The sequence below is a fragment of the Agrobacterium tumefaciens genome, from assembly GCF_009649785.1.
Taxonomy (GTDB): domain Bacteria; phylum Pseudomonadota; class Alphaproteobacteria; order Rhizobiales; family Rhizobiaceae; genus Agrobacterium; species Agrobacterium tumefaciens.
The window spans coordinates 115,109-137,550 of record NZ_WJOK01000005.1 but is presented as its reverse complement, the minus strand read 5'-3'; the positions used below and the strand labels follow the sequence as shown (position 1 = coordinate 137,550).

The 22,442-nt window shown below is 59.5% G+C and carries 11 protein-coding genes; 6 read left to right on the top strand and 5 right to left on the bottom strand.

Annotated features, from left to right (window positions below; all coding sequences use genetic code 11):
- Positions 1 to 14: 14 nt before the first annotated feature.
- Both GH784_RS07255 and GH784_RS07250 read right to left on the bottom strand, forming a co-directional pair.
- Positions 15 to 731: a FadR/GntR family transcriptional regulator gene (locus GH784_RS07255; protein WP_003516533.1), complete on the bottom strand. Its 717-nt coding sequence runs from the start codon at positions 729 to 731 to the stop codon at positions 15 to 17.
- Between the two features lie 119 nt (positions 732 to 850).
- A complete protein-coding gene (locus GH784_RS07250; protein ID WP_003516535.1) occupies positions 851 to 2,296 on the bottom strand; it encodes an FAD-binding oxidoreductase in 1,446 nt (481 codons plus the stop codon).
- Positions 2,297 to 2,496: 200 nt separating this feature from the next.
- On the opposite strand from GH784_RS07250, the gene denD reads away from it, so the two are divergent.
- The 4 genes from denD to GH784_RS07230 all read left to right on the top strand — a co-directional run bounded on the left by denD (position 2,497) and on the right by GH784_RS07230 (position 7,278).
- A complete protein-coding gene (gene denD, locus GH784_RS07245; RefSeq protein ID WP_003516536.1) occupies positions 2,497 to 3,483 on the top strand; it encodes a D-erythronate dehydrogenase in 987 nt (328 codons plus the stop codon).
- Complete coding sequence (locus tag GH784_RS07240) at positions 3,480 to 4,382, top strand: NAD(P)-dependent oxidoreductase (RefSeq protein ID WP_013636953.1); 903 nt, start codon at positions 3,480 to 3,482, stop codon at positions 4,380 to 4,382. Before denD ends, GH784_RS07240 begins: the two co-directional genes overlap by 4 nt.
- Positions 4,383 to 4,391: 9 nt before the next feature.
- Entirely contained in the window at positions 4,392 to 6,176 is a 1,785-nt protein-coding gene (locus tag GH784_RS07235; RefSeq protein ID WP_003516539.1) for an IlvD/Edd family dehydratase, read from the top strand.
- A gap of 127 nt (positions 6,177 to 6,303) precedes the next feature.
- Entirely contained in the window at positions 6,304 to 7,278 is a 975-nt protein-coding gene (locus GH784_RS07230) for a threonine ammonia-lyase (protein ID WP_038492492.1), read from the top strand.
- A 13-nt stretch (positions 7,279 to 7,291) separates the two neighbouring features.
- Here the strand turns inward: GH784_RS07230 and GH784_RS07225 are convergent, their stop codons facing one another.
- Together GH784_RS07225 and GH784_RS07215 are read right to left on the bottom strand one after the other, a co-directional pair.
- Positions 7,292 to 8,395, bottom strand: coding sequence for an NAD(P)/FAD-dependent oxidoreductase (locus GH784_RS07225; RefSeq protein WP_065705130.1), 1,104 nt, complete (start codon positions 8,393 to 8,395; stop codon positions 7,292 to 7,294).
- Positions 8,396 to 8,847: 452 nt separating this feature from the next.
- Positions 8,848 to 10,026, bottom strand: a complete 1,179-nt coding sequence (locus GH784_RS07215) for a M20 aminoacylase family protein (protein ID WP_065705132.1) — start codon at positions 10,024 to 10,026, stop codon at positions 8,848 to 8,850.
- Between the two features lie 567 nt (positions 10,027 to 10,593).
- Between GH784_RS07215 and GH784_RS07210 the strand changes: the two genes are divergently transcribed.
- A complete protein-coding gene (locus GH784_RS07210) occupies positions 10,594 to 19,089 on the top strand; it encodes a GH36-type glycosyl hydrolase domain-containing protein (protein ID WP_153793302.1) in 8,496 nt (2,831 codons plus the stop codon).
- Between the two features lie 419 nt (positions 19,090 to 19,508).
- Here GH784_RS07210 and GH784_RS07205 read toward each other — a convergent pair whose 3' ends face one another.
- Positions 19,509 to 21,272 carry a glucan ABC transporter ATP-binding protein/ permease gene (locus GH784_RS07205; RefSeq protein ID WP_013636948.1) on the bottom strand — a complete coding sequence of 588 codons (1,764 nt, stop codon included), beginning with the start codon at positions 21,270 to 21,272 and terminating at the stop codon, positions 19,509 to 19,511.
- 337 nt (positions 21,273 to 21,609) lie between these two features.
- Here GH784_RS07205 and GH784_RS07200 point away from each other — a divergent pair, with 337 nt between their 5' ends.
- Positions 21,610 to 22,347, top strand: coding sequence for a LuxR family transcriptional regulator (locus GH784_RS07200; RefSeq protein WP_003516548.1), 738 nt, complete (start codon positions 21,610 to 21,612; stop codon positions 22,345 to 22,347).
- Positions 22,348 to 22,442 lie beyond the last annotated feature (95 nt).

Below are 22,442 nucleotides of genomic sequence, written 5' to 3'. Positions count from 1 at the left end.
CTTCTGTTTGCGGCTCAGAAGATATCCAGTTCCAGATTGACCCGGCTTGCTGCCCCGAGCAGATGTTTGCGCATCGCATCCTTGGCCGCAGTCGCATCGGCGCGTTCGACGGCTTCGAAGATTGCCACGTGTTCGGCGATCGTCACCTCGAGGATTTCCCCGAAAATAGCACGGGAGAAGGCGATGTTGATAGCCGAGCTGATGCGTTCTGCGATAAAGCCGAGAAACATCAGGAAATATTCGTTCTGCGTCGCTTCCGCCAGAATACGGTGAAAGTCTAGATCGGCCGCAACGCCCTCCGTCGACCAGTCGTCGGTTGTTCGCATCTTTTCCAGTGCCGCCGCCAGCCGCGCCAGCTGCTGCGGGTTGCGGTGGAGTGCTGCCAGACCCGCCGCCTCGATTTCCATCGGCATGCGAAGCTGGAAGAGATCGCGGAAATTTTCCGGATCGTTCAGACGGGACCGCTCGATGCGAATGGACAGTCTCTGCCGGGGATCGGTAACGAAAGCGCCCACGCCTTGCCGTGTTTCGACAAAACCTTCGTTGCGCAATTGCGCGATCGCTTCACGGATGACCGAGCGGCTGACGCCGAAGGTTTTGGCCAGAACATGTTCCGTCGGCAGCCTGTCGCCCGGCCCGAGTTTCGAATCATTGATTTCGCGGGCGATCTCCGCGGCGATCCGGCCGGGCAGATGATCGTTGCGATGTATCTGACTGAACTCCAGCGTCATGATTGCTCCCGTTCCACAGAAACGATTGGTCCGTTTTTTCCCGCGGCAGGCGACTTCCTCCTTCGCCGTCAGCGGGGTTTTCAGAGGCGGCGTATTCCGCCGCCTTTGCTGTTTCTCGATTAGCTATCCGGTTGCAGGGTTATCTGGCAACCGGGATTCATCCGCAAATCGGGGTCAAAGGCATTTTTCAAACCCGTGATCATCCGGCGCTGCACATCAGATAGCCGGCTTTCGAAATCGGAGCGTTTCAGGCGGCCGATGCCGTGCTCGGCGCTGATGCTGCCGACGTAACGGTCAAGGACTTCGTTGACGAGGGTTTTCGATTTGTAGATGAAGGCTTCGCGCTCCTGCGGCGTTGCTCCGTTTGGCGGCAGCACGTTGAGATGGACGTTGCCGTCTCCGACATGGCCATAGGAAACCGCCAGGCATTCCGGCAGTTTTTCCGCCAGTTCAGCCTCTGCTTCGGCCACGAACGCCGCAAGTTTTGACAGCGGCACGGAAATATCGGTGCGCATATGGCTGCCGCGTAGCGCCTGACCCTCGTTCATGCCCTCGCGGAAAAGCCACAGCGATTGCGCCTGTGCTCGCGAGGAGGCGATGACGCCGTCCAGCACCAGACCGTCTTCCATGACGCCCTCGAGGAACCGTCCCATCAGGTCGGCAGTGTCTACTAGCCCCGAGCCGGAAATTTCCATCAGCACGTAGGCCGGATAATCTCCGGCGATCGGCATTTTAAGGTCGGGGATTGCTTCGATTGCGAGCGTGAAGGCGACGGGCGGCATGAATTCGAAGGCGGACATCAGGTCGCAGCATTCGCGGCGGGCGCGGCGATAAAGCTTGATGGCGTCATCCAGCGAATTGAGGCCGAGCAGTGCCGTCTCGACATGTTCTGGATTGGGGTAGAGCTTTACGGACACGGCCGTTATGATGCCGAGTGTTCCTTCCGCGCCAATGAAAAGCTGCTTCAGGTCAATGCCACGATTGTCCTTACGCAGCGTCGACAGGCCATTCCAGATGGTGCCATCAGGCAATACCACTTCGAGACCGAGCACCAGTTCGCGGGTCATGCCGTAACGCAGAACGTTGATGCCGCCAGCATTGGTGGAGACGTTGCCGCCGATGCGGCAGCTGCCCTGCGCGCCGAGCGACAGCGGAAAGAACATTCCCTTGTCCTGAACCGCATCCTTGAATTCCGACAGAATGCAGCCGGCTTCAACGACAGCCGAAAAATCGTCGCTGTCTATGGTGCGGATGGCGTTCATGCGCTCGAGGCTCAGCACGACCTGACGCTTTGGCTCATCGGGAATGCCGCCGAGCACCAGCCCGGTATTGCCGCCCTGAGGGATGATGGCGAGACCGAGTTCAGCGCAGGCGCGAACCGTATCGGAGACTTCCTTGGTCGAACGGGGGCGGATGACGGCTACCGCCGAACTGGTGACGTCGCCATGCCAGTCGCGGCAATAGCGCAGCATGTCTTCCTGCGATGTCAGCAGCAATGCCTCGCCCAGCCTGTTCTTCAGCGAGAACCGCAATTCCTCGATATCGTGTTCGCTCACGATCGTCATTCCACCCTCTCCGTCCAATCCGCCCTAAAATATCCGGGCAAAGGTCTTTCGCCCTTGCTTTTGCCGGTTTGTGAAAAAATACTATTTTCAATCAAACCATATAAGGTTATCAGACAACCTTACAAGCTAATTTATCGGTTCACGAGCCGATGATGTTTTTTCGGTCTCGGGAGAATGACCGGGCCAAAGAGGAGGAAGATATGCATATCGCAATCATCGGTGCTGCAGGCATGGTTGGCCGTAAGCTGACGCAGCGTCTCGTCAAGGATGGATCGCTTGGCGGCAAGTCGATTGACAGATTCACGCTTATCGACGTGTTTCAGCCTGAAGCGCCCGCCGGCTTCTCCGGTGCGGTTGATGCGCGCGCAGCCGATCTGTCCGCGCCGGGCGAAGCCGAAAAGCTGGTCGAAGCCCGCCCCGATGTGATCTTTCATCTTGCTGCCATCGTATCCGGTGAAGCCGAACTTGATTTCGACAAGGGCTACCGTATCAATCTCGATGGCACGCGTTATCTCTTCGACGCCATCCGCATTGCCAACGGCAAGGACGGTTACAAGCCGCGCGTGGTCTTCACCTCGTCGATCGCCGTATTCGGTGCGCCGCTCCCTTATCCGATTCCGGATGAGTTCCACACCACGCCGCTGACCAGCTACGGCACGCAGAAAGCGATCTGCGAGCTGCTGCTCTCCGACTATAGCCGTCGCGGTTTCTTCGACGGTATCGGCATTCGCCTGCCGACGATCTGCATTCGCCCCGGCAAGCCCAATGCGGCTGCTTCCGGCTTCTTCTCCAATATCCTGCGCGAGCCGCTGGTTGGTCAGGAAGCGGTTCTGCCGGTGCCGGAAAGCATTCGCCATTGGCACGCTTCGCCGCGTTCCGCTGTTGGTTTCCTTCTTCATGGCGCGACGATCGACGTGGAAAAGGTCGGTCCGCGCCGCAACCTGTCCATGCCCGGCCTCAGCGCCACCGTTGGCGAACAGATTGAAGCGCTGCGCAAGGTTGCCGGCGAAAAGGCCGTTGCCCTCATTCGCCGCGAGCCGAATGAGATGATCATGCGCATGTGCGAAGGCTGGGCGCCCGGTTTCGAAGCAAAGCGCGCCCGTGAACTTGGCTTTACGGCTGAAAGCTCCTTCGAAGAGATCATTCAGGTTCATATCGAGGACGAACTGGGAGGTTCACTGAAATGAGTGTCGGCGGGGAGGAGAAGAAGCGGTCGGTTGCCTTTATCGGCACAGGCCTGATGGGCGGGCCGATGGCCCGGCGTCTGCTGGGCGCGGGCTTTTCGGTTGCGGTGTGGAACCGCAGCGTCGAAAAGGCTGAGGCGCTGGTTGCCGATGGCGCGGTTCTCGCGGCATCGCCGGCCGAAGCCGCCAGGGGTGCCGATATCGTCATCACCATGCTGAGCGACGGCAAAGCCGTGGGCGAGGTGCTGTTCGAGGCGGGTGTGGCGGACGCGCTGGAAAAAGGCGCTGTTGTCATCGACAGCAGCTCCATTGCGCCGCCTATTGCGCGCGAACACTCCTCCCGGCTACGGGCAATGGGCATTCATCATGTCGATGCGCCGGTCTCCGGCGGTGTGCCGGGCGCAACGGCGGGTACGCTCGCGATCATGGCCGGTGGCGATGAGGCGCTGATCTCTGGTCTTTCGGATTTCTTCGCGCCGATGGGCAGGCTCACCTATGTCGGCCCCTCCGGTGCGGGCCAGCTTTGCAAACTCGCAAACCAGCAGATCGTCGCCATCACCATCGGCGCGGTTGCCGAGGCGATGATGCTTGTGGAAGCGGGCGGGGCATCCCGCGAAGGGTTCCGTAACGCCATACGTGGCGGTTTTGCCGAAAGCCGGATATTGGAATTGCACGGCGAACGCATGGTGAAGCGCGATTTCGCGCCAGGCGGACCCTCCAAGTTCCAGCTCAAGGATCTGAACGGGGTGCTGGCGACGGCGAAGGATTTGTCCCTGACGTTGCCTTTGACCCAGCAGGTAACGCGGGAGTTCGATGATTTCGTCAGCGATGGTGGAGCCGATATCGACCATAGCGGTATCCTGCTTTACCTCGAAAAACTCAACAACCGGGAACAGGGCTGAGGCGGTCTCATGAGCGACGACAAGACACCCGTGCGGCGGCTGCGATCCCAGGACTGGTTCGACAACCCTGACCATCTCGACATGACGGCGCTCTATCTGGAGCGCTTCATGAATTATGGCGTGACGCCGGAAGAGCTGCGTTCCGGTAAGCCGGTCATCGGCATCGCGCAGAGCGGCAGCGACCTGACGCCCTGCAACCGCGTCCATGTCGAACTGGTCAAGCGGGTGCGCGATGGTATCCGTGATGCGGGCGGCATCCCCATCGAGTTTCCGACCCATCCGATGTTCGAAAACTGCAAGCGACCGACAGCGGCGCTTGACCGCAATCTTGCTTATCTCAGCCTGGTGGAAGTGCTTTACGGTTATCCGCTCGATGGCGTCGTGTTGACCACGGGCTGTGACAAGACCACGCCTTCGGCGCTGATGGCGGCAAGCACGGTTGATATTCCGGCTATCGTCTTATCCGGTGGGCCGATGCTCGACGGATATCATGACGGCGATCTGGTTGGTTCCGGCACGGTCATCTGGCGCATGCGCCGCAAATACGGCGCCGGCGAAATCACCCGCGAGGAATTCCTGCAGGCGGCGCTCGAATCCGCTCCTTCGGTCGGTCACTGCAACACCATGGGCACGGCCTCTACCATGAATGCCATTGCCGAAGCGCTCGGCATGTCGCTGACCGGCTGCGGCGCAATCCCGGCCGCTTACCGCGAACGCGGCCAGATGGCCTATCGCACCGGCCGCCGTGCCGTCGAACTGGTTGTCGAGAATATCAAGCCTTCGGATATCATGACGCGCGAGGCGTTTTTGAACGCGATCCGCGTCAATTCGGCGATCGGCGGTTCGACAAATGCCCAGCCGCATCTGGCGGCGATGGCGAAACATGCGGGCGTCGAACTTCGCGAGGAAGATTGGCAGGTTCACGGTTATGACATTCCGCTCATCGCCAATGTCCAGCCCGCCGGAAAATGGCTGGGCGAGAAATATCACCGTGCCGGCGGTACGCCCGCCATCATGTGGGAGCTTCTGAAGGCAGGCAAGCTTGACGGGAGCTGTCCGACCGTGACCGGCAAGACCGTGGCGGAAAATCTGGACGGGCGGGAATCGACCGACCGCGATGTGATACTGCCTTACGATAAGCCGCTCAAGGAACGGGCCGGTTTCCTCGTCCTCAAGGGCAATCTGTTCGATTTCGCCATCATGAAGACGAGCGTGATCTCGGCGGAATTCCGGCAGCGTTATCTGAGCGAGCCGGGTCGTGAGGGGATTTTCGAGGGCAAATGTGTGGTTTTCGATGGTTCGGAAGACTATCACGCCCGTATCAACGATCCGTCTCTCGATATCGATGAGCGCACCATTCTCGTCATTCGCGGGGCCGGACCGCTCGGCTGGCCGGGTTCGGCTGAGGTCGTCAACATGCAGCCGCCGGACGCGCTGTTGAAAAAAGGCATAACCAGCCTGCCGACAATCGGCGACGGCCGGCAATCGGGAACCGCGGATAGCCCGTCGATCCTCAATGCCTCGCCAGAAAGTGCCGCCGGTGGAGGACTGGCATGGCTTCGCACGGGTGATGTAATCCGCATCGACTTCAATCAGGGCAAGTGCGACGCGTTGGTACCGGATGCAGAGCTTGCTGCCCGAAAGGCCGATGGCATTCCTGCGGTGCCTGCGGATGCCACGCCCTGGCAGCGCATCTATCGTCAATCGGTGACCCAGCTTTCGGACGGTGCGGTTCTGGAAGGGGCCGCGGATTTCCGCCGGATTGCCGAGAAGATGCCCCGGCACAACCATTGACCATTCATTTGCAAGCGCATGACGAAAGATCCCCGGCCAAGACCGGGGATTTTTCTTGTCCAGCCGGTTTCACTATTAATTGCGACCTCCTAATGTACACCCAACATCCGCATTACAGGGGCAGGGCATGACAGATATTTCGATGATTGAGGCAGCGCGCCAGCGCATCGGCGAACATGCGGTGCGGACACCGCTTCTGTCGTCGCATTTTCTGGATGAGATTGCCGGGCGAAAGCTGTTCGTGAAGGCCGAGTGCCTGCAAAGAACGGGTTCGTTCAAATTTCGCGGCGGCTGGTCGGCGGTATCCGGTCTGCCGGCCGATGTGCGCGCCCGTGGCGTGATCGCCTTTTCCTCGGGCAACCATGCGCAGGGCGTCGCGCTTGCTGCTCGTCTGCACGGCGTGCCTGCCGTCATCATCATGCCCTCCGATGCACCAAAAATCAAAATCGACAATACCCGCGACTATGGTGCGGAAGTGGTGCTCTATGACCGGGCGAATGACGATCGCGATGCCATTGGCGACCGCCTGTCGAGCGAGCGCGGACTGACCCTTATCAGGCCCTACGACGAACCGCTGGTGATTGCAGGGCAGGGGACTGTCGGGCTGGAAATCGCCGAACAGGGCTTGGAACTCGGTATCGATGCGGCCGAGGTTCTCGTGCCCTGCGGCGGCGGCGGCCTTACATCCGGCATCTCCCTTGCCCTTGCGGCGAAAGCGCCGAACTACAAGGTCAGGACGTCAGAACCCGAGCGGTTCGACGATGTGGCGCGCTCACTCGCAGCGGGCAAGATCGAGCGGAATGCAACGACTTCCGGTTCGATCTGCGATGCAATCGTCACGCCTCAGCCCGGTAACATCACCTTCCCGATTATGGTTGGGCTTTGCGGAAAAGGCATTGCCGTGACCGAAGAGGAAGCATTGCGGGCCATGGTTCTCGCCTTCAACAGGCTGAAGGTCGTTGTCGAGCCGGGCGGCGCGGTGGCCTTGGCGGCGGCGCTGTTTCACGGCAACGAGCTGGAGAGCGAAACGGTGATTGCGGTTGCCTCCGGCGGCAATGTCGATCCGGAGATCATGGCGAGCGCACTGTCCCGTTTCGGCTGAGATCCGGGTGGGATCAGGCCTCGAGCCGTGCCGCAACCTCGTTGGCTATCGCCAGTGAGGCGGTGAGGCCGGGGCTTTCGATGCCGAAAAGATTGACGAGACCGGCAAGGCCGTGGCTTTCCGGCCCGTCGATGCGAAAATCCATGGCCGGTTCGTCGGGTCCTGAAATCTTCGGCCGGATGCCCGAATAGGCCGGGATCAGCGCGTGTTCCGGTAGGCCCGGCCAATAGCGGCGGATCGCGTCGCCAAAACCCTCCATGCGGCGGGGATCGACGGCATAATCAATGGTGTCGACCCACTCCACATCCGGCCCGAAACGGGCCTGGCCGGCAAGATCCAGCGTCAGGTGCACGCCAAGGCCGTGGGTGTGCGGAGCGGGGTAGATGAGCCGTGAAAAAGGCGACTTGCCGGTCAGCGAAAAATAGCTGCCTTTGGCGAAACGCGCCTCCGGGATCGTGTGCTTCGGCAATCCCTCGATCTGTTTTGCTGCCAGCGGTGCCAGAAGGCCGGCGGAGTTGACGAGTAGCCGGCATGTCAGGCTGAGAGGTTCCTTGCCGCCAACGTGAACGCGGAAACCGTTGCCGGTCGCTTCCGCCCTTTCGAATGGTGCATTCAGGGCGAGGGCTGCGCCATGGTCTTGCGCGTCGCCGAGCAGCGCCAGCATATAACCATGGCTATCAATGATGCCGGTCGAAGGTGAAAGCAGGGCCGCTACGCAGTTGAGCGCAGGCTCGAGCGACAGCGCCTGCGTGGCATCGACCAGTTCGAGGTCGTCGCAGCCATTGGCGTTACCCTTTTCCTTGAGGGTCGCCAAGAGAGCCGTCTCGTCCGCGTTCGCTGCCACGATGAGTTTGCCGCAGCGGCGGTGCGAAACGCCATGGCTCTGGCAGAACGTATAAAGCCGCTCCCTGCCTTCAACACAAAGGCGTGCCTTGAGGCTGCCTTCAGGATAATAAAGCCCGGCGTGAATAACCTCGCTGTTGCGTGAAGAGGTGGCGGAACCGAATTCCTTTTCGCCTTCGAGGATGATGACGGAAAGACCACGCATCGCCAGCTCGCGGGCCGTCGCCAGTCCGATCACCCCGGCTCCTATGATGATGGCGTCTATATCCGTCATGGTCCTTATCCGAGCCTGCCAATGATTTTGAACGGAAATGCCGTCTGCGACGTTGATCCTGCGCAATGGGTAGATTGATGCTTGTCCGGCGGCAAGTCGCGATCCGTATTTTTCCCAATGCGCCGAACTTATGGAATTTTATCTCTACTGAAACAGTGGGGAATAAAGCTATTCTTTACGGGAAATAAGCAGTGCCCGCTTTGACGGGCCGAGCAAGGAAGGGAGTTGTACAATGTCTTATTCCAAGGCCGGAAAAGCAAAAGACTTTGTCTCGCAGCCCCAGTCGCAGCGAAACTGGAGAGATTCGGTTCACGCGGCTCTTGTCGGCGTGTGCGTGGCTTTTGTCGCGGCGGTCATACTCGGTCTCGTTCCCTGATCCTCCCAGATTTTCTCATCAGGAAACTTGAGAAAAAAAGGCCGGTCGCTCCTCCGACCGGCCTTTTTATATTCATTCACGCCTTGAGATAATCCTCCGCCAGATCGACCCAGAAGGCGGTTCCGATTGGCAGGATATCGTCGTTGAAGTCGAATTTCGGATGGTGCAGCGGCGGGTCGTTTTCGGTGCGCGCGGTGCCGAGGAAGAAGTAGCAGCCGGGCCTTTTTTCAAGCATGTAGGCGAAGTCTTCCGCGCCCATGGACGGGCGCTGCATTTCAACCACCTTTTCCGCCCCGGCGAAACGACGGGCCAGACCGGCGACATAGTCCGTTTCCGCCTTGTGGTTGACGGTCGCATTGTAGCCGCGCTCGTAATCGAGCGTGACACTCATGCCATAGCTGGCCGCCTGGCCTTCGGCTATCGCCCGGATACGCTTTTCCAGTTCGTCGCGCACACCCGCGTCGAAGGAACGGATGGTGAGCAGCATCTCCGCCTTCTCGGGAATGACGTTGCTCGCAACACCAGCATGGAATGCGCCAACAGTGACGACCGCCGACAGTTGCGGATGGATGTTACGGGACACCACCGTCTGCAAGGCCATGATGATACTGGCGCCCGCAACGATAGGGTCGGCCGCATCCTGCGGTTCTGCGCCGTGGCCGCCATATCCGTTGACGGTGATCCTGCATTCATCGACGGCGGCAAGGATCGGGCCGTCGCGCAGGACGAATTGTCCGAAGGGCACGCCGGGATCGTTATGGAGGGCAAAAACCGCATCGCATGGGAAGCGGTCGAACAGTCCGTCCTCGATCATGATGCGGGCGCCGCCGAAATTCTCCTCCGCCGGCTGGAAGATCAGATGCAGGGTCCCATCGAAATTCCTGCGTTCGGCGATGATCTTCGCGGCTCCCAGGAGCATGGCCGTGTGTCCGTCATGGCCGCAGGCATGCATGACGCCATCATAGGCGCTTGCATATTCCGCTCCGGTTTCCTCACGGATCGGCAGGGCATCGATATCGGCGCGAATGCCGAGCGTGCGGGCACTGTCGCCATTGCGGAGCGTGGCGACGATACCGGTTCCGGCAAGTCCGCGCGTTACTTCGTAACCCATTTCCACCAGCTGCCCAGCAATGAAATCCGAGGTCTGGAATTCGGAAAGACCGATTTCGGGATGCCGGTGCAGGTGGCGGCGGATTGCTACCACATCCGGCATATGGTTGGCGAAGGAGGCTATGTTTGCGGTCTGTCTGGTCATTTTCGAAGTCCCTGGTTACGCCGCTTTTTTCCAGCGCTTTTTGCAAATTTCATAGCAGCATATACGCGGGCATGTAAGGGGCGTTCCCGGAGCCGGAATGCCTTGAAATTCATCGCTTGCATCGTATCGCGACAGGTGGCATGGAACTATAGACGTCCTGGGGCATTAGCGTTTCGGATGTGGCGCAGGCCTTCTCGGCCTCGCGTTGCCCTTCAGGTGTCAAAGGGGGACTATCTGACGTTGCGCGAACAATTTTCGCCGTGGGGGAAGGTGCGAAATCCGGTTGGAACGGCATTGCCGGGCCATAGGGCGAAATTTTCCTGTCGTCGAAAATCCATTCTCCGCAGAGATCCCCGGCTTTGCATGGTCGGAGGGATCGCGCAGCAAAACGCCGTGCTTGCGGATATTCGCCGTTTGACGATGCGTTGCACACAACGTCTGATCCGGTTCACCGAAGGTTCAGGATAAGTCATAAATATAGCGTGGCCCGATTTCGTGCGTATTCCCGCCACGGACGAAACGCCGGTCAAGTCGAACAATTCTCCATAAAGTTCAGAATACGAGCCGATGTCATTTCATATTACCCCGACCGCCGCCGCCCGTGATTCCGAGACGAAGCAGATCGATCACAATGATTCGATCCGCGCGTCCTATATGACGGTCGAGGAACTGCATGATGCCGGTGCCGCGCTTTCGCGCGACGGTGCCGATACCCTTCCCGGCTTCATGGAGTTCGACTTCTTCGAGCGCCACCGTGAGAACGAGAAGGAAATCCTGCGGGTCTACCGCACAACGGCCGTCGACGCGGAAAATGGCGCGACGATAACGCCGGCGGCGGAATGGCTGCTCGACAACCACTACGTCATCGAAGAGGCGATCCAGGAAGTCCGCCGCGATTTCCCGCGCAAGTTCTATCGCCAGCTGCCGACAATGACGGTGGGCGGCGTGACGATCCCGCGGGTCATGGCGCTCGGCTGGCTTTATGTCGCCCATACCCACAGCACGGTCTCGCGCGAGAATATGACGGCGCTGGTGGATGGCTACCAGACGTCGAAGACGCTGCAGATCGGCGAATTGTGGGCGCTGCCCTCCATCATCCGTTTTGTCCTCATCGAAAATCTTCGCCGCATTTCCATTCGCGTGGAACGCTCGCGCCGCATGCGCCAGAAGGCGAATGAAGTCGTCGACGAAATCATTCGCCTGAACGATGCGGAAGCCTCCGCGGCACTTCTCAAGCAGGTCGATTCGCTGGTCGATGACCCGACCTTTGCGACGCAGTTCCTCTATCGCCTCAGAAACGGCTCGCAGACTTCGGGTTTTGCGGTGGCCTGGCTTGAAGAACGCCTGCATGCTGCGGGCACCGACGCTGAAAACGTCATGATGTCGGAACACAACCGGCTGGCCTCTGGCAATGTGACGATGGGCAATATCGTCAAGAGCCTGAGGGAAATCGACGATACCGAATGGTCGGTGTGGTTCGAGGAAGTCAGCCATATCGACAAGGTCCTGCGCGAGGAAACCGATTACGAGATTCTCGATTTCGGTTCGCGCAACACCTATCGCAACACGATCGAGCTTCTGGCGCGTCGCTCCCCCAAGACAGAGGTAGAGGTCGCGCGTGCCGCCGTGGAAATGGCGAGATCCGGCGAGCCTGCCGAGGTGTCTGAAAACCATCGCGTCAATGTCGGCTCCGTACTCGTCGGCGAGCGCCGGTTCGAGCTTGAAAAGGTGCTCGCTTACAGGCCGCTGGTCTCGCAGCATATCGTCCGGTCTATGCGCAAGTTCAACTGGCTCGCAATTGCGGCGCCAGTGTTTCTCATCACCGCGCTCGTCATGCTTGCCGTCGGCTGGTTCCTGGCCGAAGCGGGCATGCCCTGGTATGTGGTGACCGCATTCCTCTTGATGTTTGCATTGCCTGCTTCGGAAGGCGCGACCGGTTTGTTCAACACGCTCGTCACTTTCTTCGTGAAGCCGTTCCGGTTGGTCGGATACGAGTTCAAGAACGGTATTCCACAGGACGCCCGCACGCTTGTTGCCGTGCCCTGCATGTTGACCAGCCGCGACAGCGTCGACGAGATGATGCGCAATATCGAGGTGCATTATCTCGCCAATCCGCATGGCGAGATTTATTTCGCGCTGGTCAGCGACTGGCGCGATGCCCAATATGAGCAGTCCGGCGACGATCTCGAGATTCTCGAATATGCCAAGCGCGAACTGGCGGCGCTGAACAGCCGTTATGCCTTCGATGGCAAGACGCGTTTCTACCTGCTGCACCGCCGCCGCATCTACAACCCGTCCGAAGGCTGCTGGATGGGCTGGGAGCGCAAGCGTGGCAAGCTGCATGAACTGAACATGCTGCTGCGCGGCGACAAGGACACGACATTCCTCGGTGGCGCCAATATTGTGCCGGCCGATGTCAAATACGTCATGACGCTTGATGCCGATACGCGCCTGATGCGCGATGCGGTGACCAAGCTCGTCGGCAAGATGCATCACCCGATCAACCGCCCCGTCATCGATCCGGTCTCGGGACGTGTGGTTGAAGGTTATGGCCTGTTGCAGCCGCGCGTTACGCCTTCGCTGACGACGGGCAAGGATGCCTCCGTCTTCCAGCGTGTCTTCTCGATCAATCGCGGTATCGACCCTTACGTCTTCACCGTTTCCGACGTTTATCAGGACCTGACCTCCGAAGGCACCTTCACCGGCAAGGGTCTTTACGACGTGGATGCCTTCGAGGCGGCGCTTAAGGGCCGGATCGAGGAAAACTCCATCCTCAGCCACGATTTGCTCGAAGGATCCTTTGCGCGCTGCGCGCTGGTGACCGATGTGGAACTGGTCGAGGATTTCCCGACCCGCTACGAGGTGGAAGTCTCGCGCCAGCATCGCTGGGCGCGTGGCGACTGGCAGCTGCTTCCCTATATTCTCGACCGCGCCCGTGGTGTTACCGCGATCGGCCGGTGGAAGATGGTCGATAACCTTCGCCGTTCGCTGACGCCGATTGCATGGTTCTTCGCCTCGATCCTCGGCTGGTATTTCATGGACCCGCTCGGTGCGCTGATCTGGCAGATCCTGCTGATCTTCTCGCTGTTCGTCGCTCCGACGCTCTCGCTGCTTTCCGGCCTCGTGCCGCGCTCCACTGATATCGTGCCTCAGGCGCATTTCCACACCATCTGGTCGGAAATCCGCGCCACCAATGCGCAGGTTGCGCTGCGTATCGTCTTCATTGCCGATTCTGCCTGCATGATGACGGATGCAATTGTCCGTTCGCTCTACCGTCTGCTCGTCAGCCACAAGCTGATGCTGGAATGGCGCACCGCCGCCAGCATGCAGTCTAGCGCCCAGGGCGGCATCACCTATTATTTCCGCCAGATGTGGCATGCGCCTGTTGTGGCCATGCTCGGCCTGTTGTTTGCGGCGCTGCCCGGTGACAACGCCTTCCTGATCGGCATTCCCTTCACATTGCTCTGGGTTCTGTCTCCCGCCGTTGCCTGGTATGTCAGCCAGTCGGCGGAAACCGAAGACCGGCTGTTCGTTTCGGAACACGTCTCTTTCGAGCTTCGCAAGATCGCGCGTCGCACGTGGCGTTATTACGAAGCCTTCGTGACGCCGCAGGAAAACCACCTGCCGCCGGACAACTTCCAGGAAACGCCGGAGCCGATTGTTGCCTCGCGTACATCGCCTACCAATATTGGCGTTTACCTGCTTTCCATCATTTCGGCGCGCCAGTTTGGCTGGATCAGCTTTGCCGATACGCTGGAGCGGATCGAGAACACGATCCAGACCGTAGAGAAGATGGAGAAACATCGCGGCCATCTCTACAACTGGTACCATACGGACACGCTGCAGACGCTTGGTCCCCGTTACGTTTCGGCGGTGGACAGCGGTAATCTCGCCGGTCACCTGATTGCGGTTTCGTCTGCCTGCCGCCAGTGGGCAGAAGCGCCTTCCGCGCATCTTCAGGGTAATCTCGACGGTATCGGCGATCTCGCCGGTATTCTGCGCGAAACGCTGAAAGCGCTGCCTGACGACCGCAAGAACCTGCGTCCGCTGCATCGCCGCCTTGAAGAACGCATCATCGGTTTTTCGAACGCTCTTGCCTCGGTCAAGCGCGAGCATGAATTCGCATCGATCCGCGTCATCAATCTTGCGGTACTCGCGCGCGACATCCAGAAGCTCGCTACCAATGTCGATCACGAAGTGAAGTCTGCGCAGAGCGCGGAAGTGACACGCTGGGCACAATTGCTCGTGGATTGCTGCGAGGCGCATATTTCAGACAGCGCCATCGACCTCACCAATATGGAGCCGCTACGCCAGCGTCTTGCATCGCTGCGTGACCGCAGCCGCAACCTCGCTTTCTCGATGGATTTCACGTTCCTTTATCGCAAGGATCGCCGTCTTCTGTCGATCGGCTACCGCGTCGAAAGCAAGGAACTGGACGAGGCCTGCTACGACCTTCTGGCGTCCGAATGCCGCCTGACCAGCCTGTTTGCCATCGCCAAGGGCGATCTGCCGACCGAGCACTGGTACCGTCTCGGCCGCCAGGTCGTGCCGATCGGTGCGCAGGGCGCGTTGGTCTCCTGGTCGGGTTCGATGTTCGAATATCTGATGCCTCCGCTCGTCATGCAGGAGCGTCAGGGTGGCATTCTCAACCAGACCAACAATCTGATCGTCAAGGAACAGATGAACCACGGCCGCCGTCTCGGCACGCCATGGGGCATTTCCGAAGCGGCGTTCAACGCCCGCGATCACAACATGAACTACCAGTACACCAATTTCGGTGTGCCGACGCTTGGCCTCAAGCGCGGTCTCGGCCAGAATGCTGTCATCGCACCCTATGCGTCGATCCTCGCAAGCCAGTACGATCCTGACGGTGCGCTGGAAAACCTCGACAAGCTGCGCAAGCTTGGCGCGCTTGGACAGTACGGCTTCCATGATGCCGTGGATTTCACGCCGACACGTGTGCCTGACGGCAAGGTCTGCGCGGTGGTCTACAACTATTATGCCCACCACCACGGCATGTCGATCGCGGCTGTCGCCAACGTCGCCTTTGACGGTGTGTTGCGCGAACTCTTCCATTCCGACCCGGTAATCGAGGCGGCCGAACTCCTGTTGCAGGAAAAGGCACCGCGCGAAGTGCCTGTCATGAGCGCCAAATACGAGCCGGAAACCCCCGGCAAGGAACAGGCAGACCTGCTGCGTGCGGAAGTGCGCTCCATCGCCGACCCGGCCGTGCGCGACCGCGAAGTGGTGTTCCTGTCGAACGGCCATTATTCGACGATGCTCACCTCAACGGGTGCTGGATATTCGAAATGGAACGGTCAGGCGATTTCCCGCTGGAAGGCCGACCCGACCGAAGATCGTTGGGGAACCTTCATCTTCCTGCGCGATACCACCAATGGACAATGGTGGAGTGCGACGGCTGAGCCGCGTGTCATCGAAGGCGAAAAGACAAAGACGATCTTCACCGACGACAAGGCCGAATTCCACAAGAATGTCGGCGATCTGCAGAGCGTCGTTGAATGCATCGTCGCCACCGAGCACGATGCCGATGGCCGCCGCGTCACGCTGCTCAATGTCGGTTCCGAGGATCGTTACATTGAAGTGACCTCCTATATGGAGCCGGTCATTGCGTCGGAAGACGACGACAACGCCCATCCGCTGTTCTCGCGCATGTTCGTGCAGACGGAGATCGGCCGGCGCGGCGATGTCATCCGCGCCTGGCGTAACCGCCGCAGCCCGAATGAGCCCGGAACGATCATCGCGCATCTTGCTGCCGATAACGCCGGCCCATCGCGCCCGACGGAGTTTGAGACGGACCGTGCCAAGTTCATCGGCCGCGGCAGATCGCTCGGTGAAGCGGCTGCATTCGATACCGGTGCCACGCTTTCCAACACCGATGGCTTCACGCTCGATCCAATCCTGTCGTTGCGCCGCACTGTGCGCGTACCGGCCGGCAAGAAGGTGAGCGTGATTTTCTGGACGATTGCCGCGCCGAGCCGCGAGGAAGTCGACAAGGCGATCGACCGTTATCGCCATCCGGACGCATTTGCCCATGAACTCGTGCATGCATGGACGCGCACGCAGGTGCAGATGCGCCATGTGGGTGTCACTTCGCAGCAGGCCGCCGCTTTCCAGCATCTCGGCCGTTATCTGACCTATCCGGACATGCATCTGCGCGCGGATTCGGAAACGCTGAAAACGGGCCTCGCTTCGCAGCGGGCGCTCTGGCCGCTTGCCATTTCGGGCGATTTTCCGATCTTCAGCCTGCGTATCAACGACGATATGGACATGGATATTGCCCGTGAGGCGCTCAGCGCCCACGAATATCTGCGTTCGCGCGGCGTGATCTTCGATCTCGTCATCGTCAACGAACGGGCCGCGTCGTATGCACAGGATATGCAGCATGCGCTGGATCATATTTCCGAGGCACAGCGTCGAATCAATCCCGCCGATGGTGGTAGGCCGCATGTGTTCTCCGTTCGCCGCGACTTGATGGACGAAGAGACCTGGAGCGCGCTTCTGGCGGCCTCCCGTGTCGTGCTGCATGTGAGGAATGGCAAGATTGTCGACCAGATCAACCGCGCCGTGTCGCTTTTTGCGGCGCATCGCGGTCCTGACGGCGCGACTGAGGCCGCGCAGGCTCGCCTGCCGGTGCCTGCGTTCCCCGTCGCTGAGGCTGTCGAGGATGCGGGCGATCTCGATTTCTGGAACGGTTTTGGTGGTTTCGCCAAAAGCGGAGAGGAATATGTCGTGCGCCTGCATGGTGGGCAATCCACGCCGCATCCTTGGATCAACGTCATCTCGAACGAAAGTTTCGGCTTCCATGTGTCGGCGGAAGGCGCTGGTTTCACCTGGAGCCGCAATTCCCGTGACTATCAGCTGACACCCTGGAGCAACGATCCGGTCATCAACCGGCCGGGCGAGGCCTTCTATGTTGCCGATGTGGAAACAGGAAAGCTCTATACGCCCTGTGCTGCCCTTTCGCGTGATCCGGAAGCCCTGTTCGAAACCCGTCACGGTCTCGGTTACTCCGTAATGACCGGCAAGACGGATAAGCTTGAAGTTGAGGTGACGCAGACGGTAGACCGTGAAAAGCCGGTCAAGTTCTCGCAGCTCATCGTACGCAACAAGGGTTCGAAAAGCCGCCGCCTGAAGGTCTATGCTTATGTGGAATGGGTGCTGGGCAATAATGGCCAGAAATCTGCGCCGTTCATCCTGAGCAGGCACGATGCCGGCAGCAATGCGATTTTTGCTTCCAACCCTTACAGCATCGACTATAGCACCCGCACTGCCTTCCTGACGCTCGACAGCGAGGCAAGCGGCTTCACCACCAGCCGCCGTGAATTCATCGGCCGCTTCGGTTCTGCACAGGCTCCGCAGGGCATTGTGTCCGGTGCGGCACTCAGTGGCAGCACCGAGGTGGACGGCGATCCCTGCGCCGCCTTGATGCAGGAAATCCACCTGAAGCCCGGTGAAGAACGGCATATGACCTTCATTCTCGGCGATGCCGACAATGCGGAGGAGGCGGCAACGCTGGTCGAACAAGTCCGTGCGGCGGATTTCCAGTCGGTGCTGGAGGGCAGCAAGGCGTTCTGGACTGGCTTTACCGGCCAGTTGCAGGTTACCACGCCCGATGCCGGCTTCAACCACATGGTCAATAGCTGGTTGCCCTATCAGGCGCTGGCGTGCCGCATCCTGGCGCGCACGGCCTTCTATCAGTCGAGCGGCGCCTTCGGCTTCCGTGACCAGCTTCAGGACACGCTGGCATTCCTGCTCTACCAGCCGGATCTCGCTCGCAAGCAGATCCTGCGTGCGGCAGGCCGCCAGTTTGCTGAAGGCGACGTCCAGCATTGGTGGCTGCCTTTGACCGGTGCAGGTGTCCGCACGACGATCTCTGATGACGTGGTCTGGCTCGCTTATGCGATCAACCAGTATGTCTCGGCTACGGGCGATGCGGCCATCCTTGATGAAAGCATCCCCTTCATCAAGGGACCGGCATTGATGCCGGGGCAGCACGATGCCTTCTTCCAGCCGGAGACGAGCGACAAATCCGCTAGCCTCTACGAACACGCGGCTCTGGCGCTTGATCTCGCGATCCATCGCACCGGCGAAAACGGTCTGCCGCTGATTATCGGCGGTGACTGGAACGACGGCATGAACCGTGTCGGCATCGGCGGCAAGGGCACCAGTGTCTGGCTTGGCTGGTTCCTGGCCGGAGCGCTTCGCGACTTCATCGCGATCGCCGAAAAGCGCGGTGATACAGACCGTGTCGGCAGGTGGTCGGCGCATCGCGAAAAGCTTCGCAATGCTCTCGAAACTGCGGGTTGGGACGGCAGCTATTACCGTCGCGGTTATTTCGATGACGGCACGCCGCTCGGTTCCGCCACCAGCGAGGAATGCCAGATCGATTCACTTGGCCAGAGCTGGAGCGTTCTTTCCGGCGAGGGTGAGGAAGGCCGGTCACGGCAGGCGATGGACGCCGTCATTGAGCATCTGGTCGATGAAAAGGCCGGTATCATCCGTCTGTTCACCCCGCCATTCTCGCGGGCGCCGCATGACCCGGGTTATATCAAGGGATATCCGCCGGGTGTGCGCGAAAACGGCGGACAATATACCCACGCGGCGACCTGGGTAGTGCTTGCCCTTGCCAAGCAGGGGCGTGCGCAGGAGGCGTGGAACTGCTTCAAGCTGCTCAACCCCGTCAACCATGCGCTCGACGCGGCATCGTCCGAAACCTATCGGGTCGAACCCTATGTGGTGACCGCCGATGTCTATGGTGAGGGCGCTTATGCGGGTCGCGGCGGCTGGAGCTGGTACACGGGTTCCGCCGGCTGGCTCTATCGCGCCGCGATCGAGGGCATTCTCGGTATCACCCGAACCGAAGGCAAGCTTCACATCGCGCCGTCGCTGCCCGAAGACTGGAGCGGCTTCTCGGTGAAGATCACGCTGGACGGTAAAGCAAAGGACATCGTCGTCAGCCGTAAGGCCGGCACGGCGGAGGTCTCCGTGTCCGTTGACGGCAAGCCCCTGTCGGCTGACGATCGGGTGATCCCGTTCGACTGATACGACCGGCTCTACGTTTGCTTTTAAAATCAGGCTCCTGCGGTGACGCAGGGGCCTTAATTTTTATTGTGGCTGCCCTGGTATTGTTTGTCTGCACGGAGGCGCGGTAACAGCTTTGTCCTGGCGGGTATCTCCAGCATCATCTCATGAGAGAAATGACACAGCCTCGCGAAGGTCTTGCAAGCGCCAACGAGAATGTAAGCCGTGCTCCTCTCGACGTGGCACGCAGGCAGAGCAGTTTTACAGAGCCATGTTTCTGCGCTGTTGGATCGCTGAATGCTGATGGCTAAGGCTAAGGCTTGGCCCTTTCCTGCATTATCAAGGCACATGTCTGCTGCTTCGCAGACTTTGGAGAAAGGACAAAGAAAAAGGGCGGACACCACGGTGCCCGCCCTTATTATATTCCGTAAGCCAGAGTGTCAGGAGGCGATGGCTTTAGGCCGGGGCTGGCCCTCGTCCTCTGTCAGCAGGCCGCTGGTGCGCAGCAGCGAGGTGAAGCGTCCGCCACGCTGGCTGAGCTCGTCGAACGTGCCCTTTTCAATGATACGGCCCTGATCGAGGAACAGCACCTGATCGGCATCGCGCACCGTGGAAAGGCGGTGGGCGATGATGAAGGTCGTGCGGTTCATTCTCAGCGCGTCCACGGCGGCCTTAACCCGAGCTTCCGTTTCCACGTCCAGCGCGCTGGTTGCCTCGTCAAGGACCAGGATGGGAGCGTTCTTCAGGATAGCACGCGCAATGGCGATACGCTGGCGCTCGCCACCGGACAGGCGGTTGCCGCGTTCACCCACCTGGGTCAGGTAGCCGGTGATACGGCTGTCGATGAAATCCGTCGCAGCAGCAGCTGCTGCTGCTTCCACGACCTCCGCGTCGGTAGCAGATTCGCGACCAAGGCGGATGTTTTCGCGGATGGAGCGGTTCAGAAGGCCGGCATCCTGGAACACCGTGGCGATGGAGTTTCTGAGCGAGTTCTTCGTCACCGTCGAGATGTCGGTTCCATCGATCAGAATCTGGCCTGAATCCGGATCATAGACACGCTGCAGAAGATTGATGAGCGTGGTCTTGCCCGCGCCCGTCGGTCCGACGATGGCAATCGTCTGGCCGGCCTTGGCCGTAAACGAGATGTCGTGGACGCCCTGCTTGGTGTTGGCGAAACCGAAATTGACGTTGCGGAACTCCACGGTGCCGGAGACATTGGACAATTCGCGGGCGTCGCCCGGTTCTTCCCGTTCCTTGACGGAATCCTCCAGCACGAAGAAATCCTCGAGCTTTGCGCGCGCCTCGAAAATCTGGGTCACGAACTGACGCATCTGATCGAGACGGCCGATGAGAAGATTGGCGAAACCGATGAAGGCAATCACGTCACCGACGCGCAATTCGCCGTTCTTCACCAGCACGGTGCCGATGACGAGGATGATCATCATCGAAACGGTGGAGGCAGTGCGGTTCAAGGCACTTGCGAAGGCCCACCAGTCGAGCACCGGATATTGGGCGCTCAGCAGTTTTTCGGTGAAGGATTTCAGCGCCTTCGTTTCAGCCTCGATGCGGTTGTAGCTGTGCAGGACGGACACGTTGCTGATGGAATCGCTGACATGGGCAAAAACGCTGTGATAATGCTCCTCGACCGAAGCCTGGCCATCCTTGGTGCGGCCCATCACCCACTTGCCAATGAACCAGTAGACGATGCCAAGACCGATCAGGACGAAGCTGAGGCGCAGGTCCATGGCAATGGCTGTCGGAATAAGCAGTACGAGCGCGACGAAAGTCGCCAGATGCGTGCGCATGAATTCGAGCCAAAGGCCGAACAGCGTCTCGCTGGCGCGCAGAAGCGTATGCAGCGCGTTCGAGGTGCCTCGCAGATGGTGCCAGGAGAGCGGCATGGAGATGATCCGGCCGAAGGCTTCCGTCAGCAGGGTCGCGCGGCGACCATGGGCCAGCCGGTCGGCCTCGCGGGCGACAGCGACATAAGCCACGGTGTTGAAGACGCCGAAACCCGCCCACAGGATGAGGATGGACGTGACATCGGAGCCGGAGGAGATGGCGTCGATGATCCGTCCAAACAGCACGGGTTCGGCAATGGTGATCGCTGCAAGAATGATGTTGGCGATGACAACGATCAACACCCGCCATTTATGTACGGTCAGATAGCGCAGGGCGCGTGTGTAAACCTGAAACAAAGTCAAATTTTCAATCCAGTCCAGCGTCGGTTTCGAGCGGTTGATTGTTCGGTCTCAATACAATGCTGTTTTAGCAAGGTTGCATGAGACGGCGAAATTTGTGTAATTATCGCTCTTTCAGTCTGAATGGCGGCTTAACAAACCGAGCACGCGTGCGAACCGAAAAAAAACTGAACCCGATGTTTCTAGGGGACGCCGTCACAAGATTTTGCATGTTCGTTTCAGGGATTGCTAACGACGATATGTTCAGTCTGAACCGACCGGCGCCCGAGTAACATGACGTCCTCGCGGGACCATGTCCTTCATGTCATCCCTTCCAGCCAAGCTCCGGGCATGTGTCTTTATGCATGATATTCTTCACTTCATCTCTGCGTGCTACCAGGCGGGAAACGCTGATCGTGTTCGCTCCGAATTTGTAACACTTATTCGCGAATATGGTTTCGAATATTTCCTCGTCAGCCGGCGGATGACCGGGGAGCTTGCTTCCACCGGCCAGATTCTCGCACAACATCTCCCGGAAGGGTGGATCGAGGTCTACCGCGCCAAGAAATATAATCTCGTCGATCCCGTCCGTAAGGTGATCGGCATGGTGCACAAGCCGTTTCAGTGGAAAGAGGCGCTTGAGGGCCTGCCCCGCGCGATGCATCGAAAAAGGGCGAATGTGTTTTTTCACGATGCCGGCCGTTACGGTCTGCAGGGTGGGTATGCCTTTCCGGTGCACGGGCGCGCGGGATTCATCGGCGCGGTGTTCCTTGGCGGCGAGGACCGGCAATTGCCTTCGTTGCACGTTGAGCTGCTGGATGCGGCCACGCGCGCGGTGTTCTGGCGTCTGCTCGATCTTTCAGGCCAGGTCCATAACCTCAACAACGCGCCGAATGTTTCCGCTCTTGAACTTACAAGGCGGGAAATGGAAGTTCTGACGCTGATGGCTGATGGCATGACCTCAACCGAAATTGGACGCCAGCTATCGATCTCCAATCACACGGTCGACTGGTATATCAATGGAATCCAGCGTCGGTTCAGCGCCAAGAACAGGCAGCATACTGTAGCACTCGCCTTTCGCAACGGCCTGCTGAGCTAGTTACGACAGTACGCTTCTCTCCCGAATTGCCCTTTTCAAGACCGGGTTTTGCTGCTTAATTCCGCAGTGCAGCAGAAATTCTGTTTTGGCGTGTG

Coding starts and splice junctions, on each gene's coding strand:
- GH784_RS07255 (WP_003516533.1), bottom strand. CDS start 731: ATGACGCTGGAGTTCAGTCAGATACATCGCAACGATCATCTGCCCGGC.
- GH784_RS07250 (WP_003516535.1), bottom strand. CDS start 2,296: ATGACGATCGTGAGCGAACACGATATCGAGGAATTGCGGTTCTCGCTG.
- denD (WP_003516536.1), top strand. CDS start 2,497: ATGCATATCGCAATCATCGGTGCTGCAGGCATGGTTGGCCGTAAGCTG.
- GH784_RS07240 (WP_013636953.1), top strand. CDS start 3,480: ATGAGTGTCGGCGGGGAGGAGAAGAAGCGGTCGGTTGCCTTTATCGGC.
- GH784_RS07235 (WP_003516539.1), top strand. CDS start 4,392: ATGAGCGACGACAAGACACCCGTGCGGCGGCTGCGATCCCAGGACTGG.
- GH784_RS07230 (WP_038492492.1), top strand. CDS start 6,304: ATGACAGATATTTCGATGATTGAGGCAGCGCGCCAGCGCATCGGCGAA.
- GH784_RS07225 (WP_065705130.1), bottom strand. CDS start 8,395: ATGACGGATATAGACGCCATCATCATAGGAGCCGGGGTGATCGGACTG.
- GH784_RS07215 (WP_065705132.1), bottom strand. CDS start 10,026: ATGACCAGACAGACCGCAAACATAGCCTCCTTCGCCAACCATATGCCG.
- GH784_RS07210 (WP_153793302.1), top strand. CDS start 10,594: ATGTCATTTCATATTACCCCGACCGCCGCCGCCCGTGATTCCGAGACG.
- GH784_RS07200 (WP_003516548.1), top strand. CDS start 21,610: ATGCATGATATTCTTCACTTCATCTCTGCGTGCTACCAGGCGGGAAAC.